Annotated in this window: 10 protein-coding genes and 1 riboswitch; of the genes, 6 read left to right on the forward strand and 4 right to left on the reverse strand. The window is 67.7% G+C overall.

Annotated elements, in window-relative coordinates:
- Positions 1 to 13: 13 nt before the first annotated feature.
- From ACWIKC_RS08600 to ACWIKC_RS08615, 4 genes are read right to left on the reverse strand one after another with little or no spacing between them, the layout of a single operon-like run.
- The gene (locus tag ACWIKC_RS08600; protein WP_454597097.1) at positions 14 to 772 is read right to left on the reverse strand and encodes an ABC transporter ATP-binding protein; all 759 of its coding nucleotides are present in this window, start codon (positions 770 to 772) and stop codon (positions 14 to 16) included.
- The gene (locus ACWIKC_RS08605; RefSeq protein ID WP_454597098.1) at positions 769 to 1,722 is read right to left on the reverse strand and encodes a FecCD family ABC transporter permease; all 954 of its coding nucleotides are present in this window, start codon (positions 1,720 to 1,722) and stop codon (positions 769 to 771) included. The genes ACWIKC_RS08600 and ACWIKC_RS08605 overlap by 4 nt, the downstream gene beginning before the upstream one ends.
- Entirely contained in the window at positions 1,719 to 2,588 is an 870-nt protein-coding gene (locus tag ACWIKC_RS08610) for an ABC transporter substrate-binding protein (RefSeq protein WP_454597099.1), read from the reverse strand. The genes ACWIKC_RS08605 and ACWIKC_RS08610 overlap by 4 nt, the downstream gene beginning before the upstream one ends.
- Positions 2,585 to 4,462 (reverse strand): TonB-dependent receptor plug domain-containing protein, encoded by a 1,878-nt coding sequence (locus ACWIKC_RS08615; protein ID WP_454597100.1) that lies wholly within the window; start codon positions 4,460 to 4,462, stop codon positions 2,585 to 2,587. Before ACWIKC_RS08615 ends, ACWIKC_RS08610 begins: the two co-directional genes overlap by 4 nt.
- A gap of 93 nt (positions 4,463 to 4,555) precedes the next feature.
- Positions 4,556 to 4,737, reverse strand: a riboswitch (cobalamin riboswitch).
- A 162-nt stretch (positions 4,738 to 4,899) separates the two neighbouring features.
- Here ACWIKC_RS08615 and ACWIKC_RS08620 point away from each other — a divergent pair.
- The 6 genes from ACWIKC_RS08620 to ACWIKC_RS08645 all read left to right on the forward strand — a co-directional run bounded on the left by ACWIKC_RS08620 (position 4,900) and on the right by ACWIKC_RS08645 (position 13,770).
- On the forward strand, positions 4,900 to 6,057 hold the full coding sequence (locus ACWIKC_RS08620; protein WP_454597101.1) for a cell wall hydrolase: 1,158 nt from the start codon (positions 4,900 to 4,902) through the stop codon (positions 6,055 to 6,057).
- A 93-nt stretch (positions 6,058 to 6,150) separates the two neighbouring features.
- Complete coding sequence (locus ACWIKC_RS08625; RefSeq protein WP_454597102.1) at positions 6,151 to 6,492, forward strand: hypothetical protein; 342 nt, start codon at positions 6,151 to 6,153, stop codon at positions 6,490 to 6,492.
- Positions 6,493 to 6,612: 120 nt separating this feature from the next.
- Complete coding sequence (locus ACWIKC_RS08630) at positions 6,613 to 8,574, forward strand: putative bifunctional diguanylate cyclase/phosphodiesterase (protein WP_454597103.1); 1,962 nt, start codon at positions 6,613 to 6,615, stop codon at positions 8,572 to 8,574.
- A 274-nt stretch (positions 8,575 to 8,848) separates the two neighbouring features.
- The gene (gene mdh / locus ACWIKC_RS08635; protein WP_454597104.1) at positions 8,849 to 9,826 is read left to right on the forward strand and encodes a malate dehydrogenase; all 978 of its coding nucleotides are present in this window, start codon (positions 8,849 to 8,851) and stop codon (positions 9,824 to 9,826) included.
- 103 nt (positions 9,827 to 9,929) lie between these two features.
- Positions 9,930 to 10,820 (forward strand): succinate--CoA ligase subunit alpha, encoded by an 891-nt coding sequence (gene sucD / locus ACWIKC_RS08640; RefSeq protein ID WP_454597105.1) that lies wholly within the window; start codon positions 9,930 to 9,932, stop codon positions 10,818 to 10,820.
- Between the two features lie 97 nt (positions 10,821 to 10,917).
- On the forward strand, positions 10,918 to 13,770 hold the full coding sequence (locus tag ACWIKC_RS08645; RefSeq protein WP_454597106.1) for a 2-oxoglutarate dehydrogenase E1 component: 2,853 nt from the start codon (positions 10,918 to 10,920) through the stop codon (positions 13,768 to 13,770).

Raw genomic sequence — 13,770 nt, forward strand, 5'->3', positions numbered from 1 at the left:
CCTTTTTTCTTGGTCAGTCGGTGGTGACGAGCGCGCGGCGGCCGGGTTCGCCGATCCAGTCTGTGCCGACCTTCCAGACCTGCGCGATCACCGCGGGATCGAGCGCGGTCTGCGGCGCGCCATCGGCGACCACGCTCCCGCCATCGAGCACCACCACCCGGTCGGCATGGTTCATCGCCAGCGCGAGATCGTGCAGCACCAGCACCACCCCGGTCCCCGCCCCCTGCCCCGACTGCGCCGCGCGACGCAAATGGCGCAGCAGCGCGAACTGATGCGCGAGATCGAGCGCGGCGAGCGGTTCGTCGGCGAGGATCCATGCCGGCGTCCCCGCCAGCACCCGCGCGAGCAGCACCCGCGCGGTCTCGCCGCCCGAGAGCGACAGCGCGCGGCGCTCGGCGAGCGCGCCCAGATCGAGCGCGGCGATCGCGGCATCGACCGGCGCGGCGAGGCGGTCGCCATGCGGCATCCGCCCCAGCTCGATCAGGCTGCGCACCGGCACGTCCCAGGCGATCTCGGGGGTCTGCGGCAGATAGCCAAGCCGTTTTGCCCGCGAGCGCGGGTGGAGCTGCGCGAGGTCTTCGCCGCCCAGAAGCACCCTGCCCGCGTCAGGCACAATCAGCCCTGCAAGCGTTTCGAGCAGCGTCGATTTGCCCGCGCCATTGGGGCCGCAGATCGCGGTGATCTGCCCGCGGTGGAGCGCGAGCGAGACCGCGTCGAGGCGGTTCGCCACGGCAATGCCCTCGGCTGACAGGGTCTGGGCCGCGCCGCTCACAGCAGCCCCCGCCGCAAGCGCAGCAGCAGCCACAGGAAGAAGGGCGCGCCGAGCAGGCTGAGCGCGATCCCGAGCCGTAACTCGGTGACCAGCGGGAGCACCCGCACCAGGCTGTCCGCGAGCAGCACCAGCAGCGCGCCCGCGAGCGCGCTCGGCAGGATCAGCCGCGAGGGGCGACGGTCGGTGAAGGGGCGGACAAGATGCGGGACGATCAACCCGACGAAGCCGATGATCCCCGCGACCGCGACGCTGGCGCCCACCGTCAGCCCGACGCCCAGCACCAGCAGCCACAGCAGCCGCGTGGTGTCGATCCCCAGCGAGCGCGCCACCGGTTCGCCCAAAGTCAGCCCATCGAGCGCCGGCCCGGCCCGCCACAGCAGTGCGACGCCCAGCGCGACCAGCGGCGCGGCGAGCCAGACCTCGCGCCAGCCGCGATCGGTCAGCGCGCCATTGAGCCACATCACGATCTCGCTCATCGCGAAGGCGTTGGGTGCCATGCTGATGGCGAGCGCGGTGAGCGCGCCCGCCAGGCTCGCCACCATCAGCCCGGCAAGCGTGAACAGCGCGATCCCGCCGGTGCGCCCGGCGATGCCCGCGAGCAGCGCCATCGCCCCGCCCGCACCCAGCAGCGCGAACAGCGGCAACAGCAGCGGCGAGGCGGCGTAGCCGAACCATAGCGCCACCACCGCGCCCAGCGCCGCGCCCGGCGCGATTCCGAACAGGCCGGGGTCGGCGAGCGGATTGCGCAGATAGCCCTGCATTGCCGCCCCCGCAGCGCCCAGCCCGGCGCCGACGACGATCGCCAGCAGCGAGCGCGGCAGCCGCAGTTCGGCGAGGATCAGCGCGGCGTTGGGGGTGCTCGCGGGGTCGAGCCAGACGCGCCCTGCGAGCAGCGACAGCGGGAAAGCGAGCCCGAGCAACAGCGCGAACAGCACAATGGCGCGGGTCATCGGGCTGCGGTCCGAGCGGCGAGGCGACGGTCGAGCATTGCGGTGCGCAAGGTCCGCAACCGCTCCATCGCGCGGATGATGGTCGGCCCGCCGCAATAGACCAGGCCCGGGTCGAAGCGCTCGACGCGGGTCTGGGTGAGGTGATCGAGCAGCGGATGGTTCTGGCCCGGCTCGTTGCCGGCGACCAGCAGCAATTCGGGAGGATCGGCGGCAACCTGTTCAAGCGCGAGGTAATCCGCTTGCCCCAGCCCGCGCGCCGCCGAATGGCTGGTGAAACCCGCGCGGTTGAGCAGGTCGGTCACCAGCGCCGCCTCGCCCGCAACGATGCCGCCCGACTGCCACAGCACAGTCGGCACGCGCTCGCCCGCGACCGGCACGGTCGCAGCCGCGATCCGCGCCGCCAGCCGCTCGCCCGCCGCCGCGTGGCCCGCGACCCGCGCCAGTTCGCGGACCTGCGCCAGGCTGGCCTCAATCCCGGTTGCAATGCCGAAGGTCACCACCGCGATCCCCATGTCCTCGAGCGCGGCGCGGGTCGCGGGGGCGAGGAAGGCGCCCGCCACCACCACATCCGGATCGAGCGCGAGCACCTCCTCCACCGTCCCGCCGGTGGCGCGGTAACGGCGCGCCTGCGCGATATCCATCGAGCTGGCGCGCGGATCGTGGCTGTAATGCGAGAGTGCGAGCAATTGCTCCGGACCCGCGAATTCCGCCAGCACCGCATCGGAGCAGGGGTTGAGGCTGACGATGGTCGGCTGCGCGGGCAGGGCTTGCGCCGGGGGCTCGGGCGCACGGATGTCCGCGCACCCGGCCAGCAGCAGCGCCGCCGCAGCCAGCCCCGACCCGAAGCCGGCCCGCCGGCGGGTCACATCTGCGCCCTCACCCCGAGAAACGCCCCCCGCCCGGGTGAACCGTATCCCGCCGCGGTCTGGTATGCCTCGTCGAAGACATTCTCGACCCGGCCGAATACCTCCAGTGCGTCGGTCATCGGGAAGGAGGCGCGCAGGTCGAACACCTCGTAGCCATCGATCCTGACACTGTTCGCGGCGTTGTCGAAACTGTCGCCCACCAGCCGCAGATCGGCGCCGATTACCGCGCCGATCGGGGTCTGCCAGTCGGCGAACAAGGTGGCGCTGTGGCGCGGACGGCGCGCGAGTTCGTTGCCGGTCATCCGGTTCTCGGCATCGATCAGGCTGTAGACGCCGGCGATGCGCAGGCCAGGGGCGAGATCGGCCCCAAGCTCGACTTCGAGCCCCTGCGCCCGCGCGCGGGCGATGTTGGCATAGGCGAAAGTGGCGATGTCGAAGCCGATCAGATCCTCGCTGTCACGGCGGAACGCGGTCGCCGCGGCGTGGAAGCCGCTGCCGCGGGTGCCGCGCTCGATGCCCAGGTCGAGGCTGGTCGATTTCTCGGGGCGCAGGTCGGGATTGCCGAAATCGGAGAACAGCTGGAACAGGCTCGGGGCCTTGAAGCCCTCGCCCGCGCTGGCGCGCAAGCGCCAGCCGCCGCCCAGCGCGTAGCTGACATCGCCGCCGAAGCTGGTGGCGCTCCCGAAGCGGTCGTGATCGTCGAGCCGTGCGCCGACATGCGCCGCCAGCCCGCCCAGCACCCAGCCCGCCTGCAGATAGGCACCGGTGATGGTGGCATCCTCGCCGGCATCGCTGTCGGTGCGATATTCGCTCCATTCGCGATTGCCACCAAAGGCCAGCGTCAGTCCGCCGATCAGCCGGTATTCGCCGCGCAGCGACAGGTTCTGCGAGCTCCCGTCGCTGGTGAACAGCGGCGCTGTACCCAGCGCGGGGTCGAAATTGTCGCGGGAGGTGTCGGCCAGCGCGTAGGAGCCGCGCAGCGTCAGGTCCTGCCCGTAATAGGCCAGCCCCAGCGCGCCCGAGAGCTGCTCGGTCTCCTGCGTTTCGAGCGTGTCGGCCAGCGCGAAGGCGGGCGCGGGGAAACCGTCGATGTCGATATCGCTGATGGCGTAGCGGCCTTGCGCGAACAGTTCGAGCTGGTCGGTGAGATCGACGAAGGCCGAGCCGCCCAGCGTGAACTGCTCGAACCCGTCGGGCTCGGTGCCCGCAGCAGCGGCGGAGAAGCCGTCGGTGCGGAAATAGGAAGCCGAGAGCCCGGCGAAATAGGCATCCTCGGACAGCCCGCCGGTAGCGCTGGCGGAAAGCGTGTCGCGCACGCCGTATTCGACGCTGCCCGCCAGCCCGCCGCGCCCGCGGGTCGAGACATCGAGCACGCCGGCGATCGCGTCCGAGCCCCAGATGGTGCTGTTGGAACCGCGCAGCAGATCGATCTTGCCCACCGTGCCCGTGGTCAGCGTGCCGAAATCGAACCCGCCCGATGGCGAGGCCGGGTCGGCGACGCGGACCCCGTCGATCAGCACCAGCAATTGCTCGGCCTCGCCGCCGCGCAGGCGCACGCCGGTGAAAGCACCGGGCGGGCCGTTGCGGCTGAAAGCGACGCCCGGAGCGCGCGCAAGCACGCGGGTGATTTCCGCGCCCTGGACCGACTCGATTTCCTTGGTACCGATGACGGTGACCGCCTGGCCGGTGTTCTCGATCCGGGTGAAGAGCCCGGTGGCGGTGACGGTGATCGCCTCCGCCGCATCATCGCTATCGGCGACGACGGTCTCCGCCTCCTCCACGGGTTCGGCAGGCTGCACATCCTGTGCCCAAACCGCAGCGGGAATCGCAGTCGGAATCGTGGCGACGGCTAGCAAAAACAGAAATTTACGCATGGAATCTCCCATCATGAACGAACGCCGCTCATGACGGAGGGAGCCTGCATCGCTGCAGTCTCACCCGTTTGCCATCGGTACACCCCGCCCGCGGCCGAACGACACGCATGGGCAGGTCTCCTGGCTCCCGGATCACCGGAGCGCCCCGCCTTCCCGCTTGCGCAGTGGCATGTTGGAGCGCACCTAACCGGTCACAGTTGCGGGGGCAGCCGAAGTATCGAACTCCGTTCCCTCTTAGGCCGGCGCAAACCGGCACCCATGACGCGGCGAAGCGTTTAGGCGAGAGTTTAACCCCGCGCAAGCGACCTGTCCGAGTTCGGCCTGTCCGATTCTGGGATGGGTGCAGTGAGCGCGCGCGCTGCGAACCGATTAGTGCTAGGGAAACCTTTGACCTGCTAGTGGCGCAGGCTCCCTACCCATTTCGAGGACTGACACCGGTGGAACGGCACGACACGGCAGGCACAGGCGAGACGCCGGGGAGCGATCCCCGCAGCGCCGCCCGTGCTGCCGACCGCGCCGCGCTGCGCGCCGCCAGCCGCAAGCGCCGCTCGGCGCGCGGCTCGCTACTGCGCCAGCGCTTCGCTGCGGTGGGCGCGCTGGCGATCGCGGTCACAGTGCCCGCGCTTGCCGCGCCGCTGGGCCTGGGCGATCTGACCGCGCGCGCCTTCGGCATGGGCGACCAGAGCGCGCAATTGACCGCGATGCCCTTCGAACGCGCCGACACCAATTTCCCCGGCTCGGCCTTCTACTATCTCGAGGATGTTCCGGGTCTCGCCTACGATCTCGACGACCTGCGCTCGCCCGAAGCCGTGCAGGGCGAAACCATCCGCTTCGCCGAAAGCCGGGATCCCGCGCTCGCCGCGCGGGCGTTCCAGTCGGCGGGCTCGGCGGTGGACCGGGCGCGGGCGCTGCAATGTCTGTCGATGGCGGTCTATTACGAGGCGGCGAGCGAGAGCTACGACGGCCAGCGCGCGGTGGCGCAGGTGGTGCTCAACCGCGTGGCGCATCCCGCCTATCCCGCCAGCGTCTGCGGGGTGGTGTTCCAGGGTTCCGAACGCAGGACCGGCTGCCAGTTCACCTTCACCTGCGACGGCAGCCTGGTGCGCCAGCCTTCGCGCTCGAGCTGGGCGACCGCGCAATCGGTGGCGCTGTCGGCGCTGTCGGGCCAGGTTTTCGGGCCGGTGGGCACCGCGACGCACTACCACACCCATGCGGTGAACCCTTATTGGGCCTCCAGCCTCGACCTGATCGGCTCGATCGGTGCGCACCGCTTCTACCGCTGGAAGGGCCGCGCGGGTAAGGTCGATGCCTTCACCATGAACTATCGCGGCGGCGAGCCCTTTGCCGCGCCCCGCCCGCGTTCGCCCGAGAGCACGGTGCTGGCCTCGTCCGACACCGCCCCCGCGCCGCGTGGCTTCGCCACCCCGCCAGCGCCCAGCGAGGCCTTCGCACCAACGCCCGGCGCCGGCCCGGTCGAGGCGGCGCGCGCGCCCAAGGTCGACGATCGCCTGCCCGACAGCGGCGGAATCAAGGCCGAATACCGGCGCAGCGGCCAGTGGATCGCCGAGCCCGGCAAGGCCCCCGCCGCCCGCTAGGCAAAAGGTTCACATGTTGGAAACCCTCCTTCCGAAGATTGTTTTAGGAAGAGGCGCTTAGATCACCGGCAAGCCTCCAGGAGACTTGTCCCGATGTCGTTCCATTTCGCCGCTGCCCGTTCGGTCGCGCATTCGCCGATCGCCCGCGCGCTGGCCAAGAAGGCGCTGGGGCGCGCCGCCAACGACAACCCCTGTGACGCGTCCGATCTGACCGGGCCACTGGGCGGGCAGGACCTGATGCTGAAGGCCGCGCTGCGCCATTTCGCCGAGCATGGCCTGGGTGCGGCGCGCGAGGCGCGCAAACACGCCGAACGCGCCTTCTTCACCGGCGACAGCCAGGGTTACGACTGGTGGCTGAGGGTGTGCCGCACGCTCGACCGGCGGTTGGCCGCCGATCTCGACCGCACCACCGCAGGCGCCACATTGATCGGCTGATCCGCTGCGGGAATTGAGCGATCAGCGCGGGGCCTTGTCCGGACGCCCCGCCGACAACGGGTAAAAGCTCCATTCCGGTCTTAACCAAATAATGATGGCTGCGCGCCTATGTGGCGTGTGATGGCGCACCCAAAGCCACAGACGAGCCTGGAACGGTTCCTACCCCATAGGGAAGGCACGGACGCGCTGAGCGACCGGGTCAGGCTCCTGCTTGTCCGCACGCTCTACACCCAGCCGACCAGCCTCGCGATCGGTGCCGCCAATGGCGCGGTTTCCAGCTTCGCCGCCGCAATCCTGAGCGGCGAGCTCCTTATCTACATCCTCGCCGCGGTCCTCACCGTGATTGCCGTCGCGCGGGTGGTGATGGCGATCTACCTCCCCGCGCACAGCGCTGCCGGCGACGCGCGCAAACTGGAAATTGCCTACGAGGTGGGCGCATTCGCCTATTCGCTGGTGCTCGGCCTGATCGCCGCGGCGACCATGATGCTCGAGGTTCCAGTCGGGATCGAGCTGCTGATGGTGGCCAATGCGCTGGGCTATGGCGTCGGGATTTGCGCACGCAACGCCGGGCGACCCGTTATCGCGCTGGGCCAGCTCCTGCTGGTGGTCACGCCGATGATGCTGGCCTGCCTCATGCTCGGCGGCCTCGCCATGTTCCTGCTGGCGGTCAACATGGTCCTGCTGCTCCCGGCGATGTCCTCGATCACCCTGAACGTGTTCAAGGTGCTGCGCGATTCCATCGCCGAAGCCGAACGCAGCCAGGAGCTGGCGGAACGGATGCAGATTCTCGCGCGCACCGACGTCGTCACCGGCCTCGCCAATCGTGCCGGGCTCAACCATGCGCTGGTCGAGACGCTGGTCGAACTGCCCGACGATGGCGCGCTGGGTCTGTTCTGGATCGATCTCGACCGCTTCAAGGAGGTCAACGACCTGCTCGGCCACCAGGTCGGCGACCGCGTTCTGGCCGAAATCGGCCGCCGGCTGCGCGCCAGCCTTCCCGCCGGAGATACCGTCGCGCGTTTCGGCGGGGACGAATTCGTCATCTGCACCCGCGTCGCCGACAAGCGCGCCTGCGAGAAGATCGCCGCACTTATCCAGGGCGAGATCACCCGCCCGATCCGGCTCGATGGCGAGCGGCTCGAGATGCAGGCCTCGATCGGGATCGCCTGTCTTCCGGAGGACGGCAAGGACGCCGATGCGCTGATGAAGGCCGCCGACCTCGCGCTCTATCACGCCAAGGCCAATGGCAAGAACCAGGCATCCTTCTTCGACGTGTCGATGACGCGCGACCTGGTGCGCCGGCGCGAAATCGAGGCCGAACTTCGCTTGGCCCTGCAACGCGAAGAGCTGTCGATCTTCTTCCAGCCGATCGTCGATCTGGAAAGCGGCAAGATCCGTACCTTCGAAGCGCTGGTGCGCTGGTTCCATCCCGAAAAAGGCGAGCTCAAGCCCGACGAATTCATCCCGGTAGCCGAGGAATCGGGAGTCATCGTCACGCTGGGCAACTGGATTACCGCGCAGGCCGCCAAGGCCGCTGCGCAATGGCCCGAGGACGTCACTCTGGCGGTCAATCTCTCGCCGCTGCAAATCAAGGCTCCGGGCGCCGCGCTGGGAATCCTCAACGCGCTCAAGGAGGCCGGGCTCGACCCCAAGCGGCTCGAGCTCGAGGTTACCGAAAGCCTGTTTCTCGAGGACAGCCCGGTGGTGCGCGATTTCGTCGAGGAGCTGTCGGCGGTGGGCGTGCAATTCGCGCTCGACGATTTCGGCACCGGTTATTCCTCGCTCGCCTATATTCACAACTGGCCGTTCTCGAAGATCAAGGTCGATCGCAGCTTCGTCTCGGGCCCGCATGTCGGACGCAAGAGCGACGCGATCATCCGCGCGGTCTCGCAGATGGCGGCCACCCTCGACATGACGATCGTCGCCGAAGGGCTCGAGACCATCGAACAGGTCCAGGCGGTCCGCGATGCGGGCTGCGCGCTGGGCCAGGGGTTCTATTTCAGCCGCGCGGTCCCCGATTACCTCGCCGCGATGCTGCTGGCGCAGGAACGCGACACGGGGATCCAGTCGCTGACCGGCTGAGGCGGTGGAGGCCGGTTTCGGGAACGCCTCTCCACGCCGAACGTCTGAATGTTGCAGGGCTCTCCGGGGCGCACCAAGCCTCTGCACACCCTCTTATTGCAACTGCGAACAAATCGCAAAGATAGTCGCCGAGCCTCCGGGTTTTACGGTTGCATTCGGCATGTCTGCCGCCTAACCCGCAGGGCGCACGCCCGGCGCTGCGTCACCGCGGGACGCGGCTGCGCGCCAGTATGGCAGGATCTCGTCCCGCAAGTTCAAAAGGACGCACACCCTCATGTCCCACACTCAACACGGTCGCAAGAAAATCGCGCTGGTCGGCGCCGGCATGATCGGCGGCACGCTCGCCCATCTCGCCGCGATGAAGGAAATGGGCGACATCGTCCTGTTCGACATCGCCGAGGGCATGCCCGCCGGCAAGGCGCTCGATCTCAGCCAGGCCGGTCCGGTCGAAGGCTTCGACGCGCAGCTCAAGGGCACCAGCGACTACAAGGATATCGCGGGCGCGGATGTCGTCATCGTCACCGCCGGCGTGCCGCGCAAGCCCGGCATGAGCCGCGACGATCTGCTCGGAATCAACCTCAAGGTGATGAAGGCGGTCGGCGAAGGCATCAAGAACAACTGCCCCGACGCCTTCGTGATCTGCATCACCAACCCATTGGACGCGATGGTCTGGGCGCTGCGCGAATTTTCGGGGCTCCCGCACAACAAGGTCGTCGGCATGGCCGGTGTCCTCGATAGCGCGCGCTTCCGTCACTTCCTCGCCGAGGAATTCAACGTCAGCATGGAAGACGTCACCGCCTTCGTGCTCGGCGGGCATGGCGACACCATGGTCCCGATCCTGGAATATTCGACCGTCGCGGGCATTCCTGTCCCCGATCTCATCAAGATGGGCTGGTCGACGCAGGAAAAGATGGATGCGATCGTCGACCGCACCCGCAAGGGCGGCGGCGAGATCGTGGCGCTGCTGGGCAATGGCTCGGCGTTCTACGCCCCCGCCACCAGCGCCATCCAGATGGCCGAGAGCTATCTCAAGGACAAGAAGCGCGTCCTCCCCTGCGCCGCGCATCTGACCGGCCAGTACGGCGTCGACGGGCTCTATGTCGGCGTGCCGGTGGTGATCGGTGCCGGCGGCGTCGAGCGGATCGTCGAGATCGAGCTGAAGGACGAGGCCCGGAAAGGCTTCCAGGTCAGCGTCGACGCGGTCGAGGAACTGCTCGAAGCCTGCAAGGGGCTGGACGAAAGCCTGAAATAACAGCCGTCGTCCCGGCACAAGCCGGGATTTCGTGCCGTGAGGTGCGACTTCGTTGAAAGCGATCCCGGCCGACGCCGGGGTGACGAACAGATTGGGAAGACAGATGAGCATCCTCGTAGACAAATCCACCAAGGTCATCACGCAAGGCATGACCGGTGAGACCGGCACTTTCCACACGCAGCAGGCGCTCGATTACGGGACGCAGATGGTTGCGGGTGTCACGCCGGGCAAAGGCGGCACCACGCATATTGGCCTGCCCAATTTCAACACCGTCAAGGAAGCCCGCGCCGAGACCGGTGCGACCGCAACCTGCATCTATGTTCCGCCGCCCTTCGCCGCCGATGCGATCTGCGAGGCGATCGACGCCGAGATCGAACTGATCGTCTGCATCACAGAGGGCATTCCGGTGCTCGATATGGTGCGGGTCAAGGCCGCGCTCGAGGGCACCAAGTCGCGGCTTATCGGCCCCAACTGCCCCGGCGTCCTGACGCCCGGCGAGTGCAAGATCGGCATCATGCCCGGCTCGATCTTCCAAAAGGGTTCGGTCGGCGTGGTCAGCCGTTCGGGCACGCTGACCTATGAAGCCGTCCACCAGACCACCATGGTCGGCCTCGGCCAGACCACCGCGGTCGGGATCGGCGGCGATCCGGTCAATGGCACGAACTTCATCGACGTGCTGGACCTGTTCCTCGACGACGACGCCACCAAGTCGATCATCATGATCGGCGAGATCGGCGGCAGCGCGGAAGAGGAAGCGGCCGAGTTCATCAAGCAGGAAGCCGCCAAGGGCCGCCGCAAGCCGATGGTCGGCTTCATCGCCGGTCGCACCGCGCCTCCGGGCCGCCGCATGGGCCACGCCGGGGCGATCGTCTCGGGCGGCCAGGGCGGCGCCGACGACAAGATCGCGGCGATGGAAGCCGCCGGCATCCGCGTCTCCCCCTCGCCCAGCGAGCTGGGCACGACGCTCGACGCGATGCTCAAGGAACTCGCCTGAGGCGGGGCGCGGACACCCCGGTTTTCGGGGACCGTCCGCGCCGCCCGGGCATTGCCACTGTAAGCCGTCATGACGATCGGTGCGAAAGGTGACCCTAATGGGTAACGAAAACCACGATTTCCTCCCCGAGATGGGTGAGCAGGACGGACCGCAGCCCGGGCCGAGCTGGGACAATCCACGCTGGCGGCTCGAGAAATCGGGCGCCGGGGACGACTGGACGCAGGGGCTCGATCCCACCCAGATGCGGCTCGCGGTCGCGCAGGCGGCGAAGCAGGCGGGCAAGCCTTGCGATCCCAAGGCGATCGAGCAGGCGGCGGACGATTCGATCCGCGCCATGCTGCTGATCCGGCTCTATCGCGTCCGCGGCCATCTCGCCGCCGATCTCGATCCGCTGGGCCTGTCGCATCGCGAGGAGCCCGAGGATCTGAGCCTCGAATGGCACGAATTCGCCGGCCACGAGGACCGCGAGGTCTATGTCGGCGGGGTGTTCGGCTTCGAATGGGTCACCGTCGGCAAGCTCTACGACACCTTGCGCGCGACCTATTGCGGCAAGGTCGGGCTGGAATACATGCACATCTCCGACACCGATGAGCGGCGCTTCCTGCAGGATCATTTCGAGACCCCCGAAGAAACCATCCAGTTCACCGAGGAAGGCAAGCGCGCCATCCTCGCCGCAGTCATTCGCGGCGAGCAATACGAGCAGTTCCTCGGCAAGAAATACGTCGGCACCAAGCGCTTCGGCCTCGACGGCGGCGAGAGCATGATCCCCGCGCTCGAGGCGGTGATCAAGTACGGCGGCCAGCTGGGCGTGCGCGAGATCATCTACGGCATGGCGCACCGCGGCCGGCTCAACGTGCTCGCGAACGTGATGGCCAAGCCCTACAAGGTCATCTTCCACGAATTTTCCGGTGGCAGCTCCAATCCCGACGATGTCGGCGGTTCGGGCGATGTGAAATATCACCTCGGCACCAGCACCGATCGCGAATTCGACGGGATCAAGGTGCATATGAGCCTGGTCCCCAACCCCAGCCATCTCGAAGCGGTCAACCCGGTGGTGCTGGGCAAGGCGCGCGCGCAGCAGGCCAACCGCGACGATCTTATCAAGCACGAACAGGTGCTACCGGTGCTGATCCACGGCGACGCCGCCTTTGCGGGCCAGGGCATCGTCTGGGAATGCCTCGGCCTCTCGGGCATCCGCGGCTACGACACCGGCGGCTGCATCCATTTCGTGATCAACAACCAGATCGGGTTCACCACCAGCCCCAAATTCGCGCGTTCCTCGCCCTACCCCTCCGATGTGGCCAAGGGCGTCCAGGCGCCGATCCTCCACGTCAACGGAGACGATCCCGAAGCGGTGACCTTCGCCTGCAAGCTGGCGGTGGAATACCGCCACACCTTCGGGCGCGACATCGTGATCGACATGTGGTGCTATCGCCGCTTCGGGCACAACGAGGGCGACGAGCCCAGCTTCACCCAGCCGCTGATGTACGAGAGCATCCGCGCGCATCCCAAGGTCAGCGTGATCTACGGCGACCGGCTCGAGAGCGAGGGCGTGACCGATGCGGGCTATCGCGACGGGTTGTGCGACGAGTTCAACGACCGGCTGGAACAGGAATTCGCCGCCGCCAAGGATTACACGCCCGACGAGGCCGACTGGTTCGGTGGACGCTGGGCCGGGCTCAACAAGCCCGCCGATCCCGAAACCGCGCGCCGCAACGTCGAAACCGCGGTTTCCGACAAGCTGTTCGCCAGCCTCGGCCGCACCCTCACCACCGTCCCCGAGGATGTCACCATCCACAAGACGCTGGGCCGCGTGCTCAAGGCCAAGCGCGCCATGTTCGACAACGGCGAAGGCTTCGACTGGGCCACCGCCGAGGCGCTGGCCTTCGGCAGCCTCGTCACCGAGGGCTTCGGCGTCCGGCTGTCGGGCCAGGATTCGGGCCGCGGCACCTTCAGCCAGCGGCATGCGATCTGGGTCGACCAGACCGACGAGCGCAAATACATCCCGCTCGCCACGCTCCCGCACGGCAAGTTCGAGGTCTACGACTCGATCCTGTCCGAATACGGCGTGCTTGGCTTCGAATACGGCTTCGCGCTGGCCGATCCCAAGACGCTGGTGATGTGGGAAGCGCAGTTCGGCGATTTCGCCAATGGCGCGCAGATCATCATCGACCAGTTCATCGCCAGCGGCGAAGCCAAATGGCTGCGCGCCAACGGGCTCGTGCTGCTGCTGCCGCATGGCTACGAGGGTCAGGGTCCCGAGCATTCCTCGGCCCGGCTCGAGCGCTTCCTGCAGCTGTGTGCCAACGACAACATCCAGGTCTGCAACATCACCACCCCGGCGAATTATTTCCACGTCCTTCGCCGCCAGATGCTGCGCTCGTTCCGCAAGCCGCTCATCATCATGACCCCCAAGAGCCTTCTGCGCCATCCGATGGCCAAGAGCCCGGTGGGCGATTTTACCGGCAAGTCGCATTTCCAGCGGATCGTTTCCGACCCGCTCGAGATCGCCGACGAGAAGGTCCGCCGCGTGGTGCTGTGTTCGGGCAAGGTCGCCTACGACCTCATCGAAAAGCGCGACGAGGAGGGGCTCGACGATGTCTCGATCATCCGGATCGAGCAGATCTATCCCTTCCCCGGCGATCCGCTGGCGCTGCGGCTCTCGCGGATGAGCAATCTCGAAGACGTGGTCTGGTGCCAGGAAGAGCCGCAGAACAACGGCAGCTGGTTCTTCGTCCAGAACCGCATCGAGGATGCGCTGACGCAGGCCGGGCACGCGGGCAAGCGTCCGCTCTATGCGGGCCGCGAAATGGCGGCATCGCCTGCTACCGGCTATGCCCGTCGCCACGAGGAGCAGCAGCGTTCGCTGGTTGGTGTGGCGCTGGGCCTCAACGACGGCGGCACAGCGATGCGCAATGGCAATTCCAAACCCAAACCCGCGAAGGGCTGA

The sequence above is a fragment of the Qipengyuania sp. SM2507 genome, assembly GCF_053714505.1.

What these genes read in the sequence shown, in the direction of transcription:
- ACWIKC_RS08605 (WP_454597098.1), bottom strand. Translation starts at nt 1,722, where the DNA reads ATGACCCGCGCCATTGTGCTGTTCGCGCTGTTGCTCGGGCTCGCTTTC.
- ACWIKC_RS08615 (WP_454597100.1), bottom strand. Translation starts at nt 4,462, where the DNA reads ATGCGTAAATTTCTGTTTTTGCTAGCCGTCGCCACGATTCCGACTGCG.
- ACWIKC_RS08625 (WP_454597102.1), top strand. Translation starts at nt 6,151, where the DNA reads ATGTCGTTCCATTTCGCCGCTGCCCGTTCGGTCGCGCATTCGCCGATC.
- ACWIKC_RS08630 (WP_454597103.1), top strand. Translation starts at nt 6,613, where the DNA reads ATGGCGCACCCAAAGCCACAGACGAGCCTGGAACGGTTCCTACCCCAT.
- mdh (WP_454597104.1), top strand. Translation starts at nt 8,849, where the DNA reads ATGTCCCACACTCAACACGGTCGCAAGAAAATCGCGCTGGTCGGCGCC.
- sucD (WP_454597105.1), top strand. Translation starts at nt 9,930, where the DNA reads ATGAGCATCCTCGTAGACAAATCCACCAAGGTCATCACGCAAGGCATG.
- ACWIKC_RS08645 (WP_454597106.1), top strand. Translation starts at nt 10,918, where the DNA reads ATGGGTAACGAAAACCACGATTTCCTCCCCGAGATGGGTGAGCAGGAC.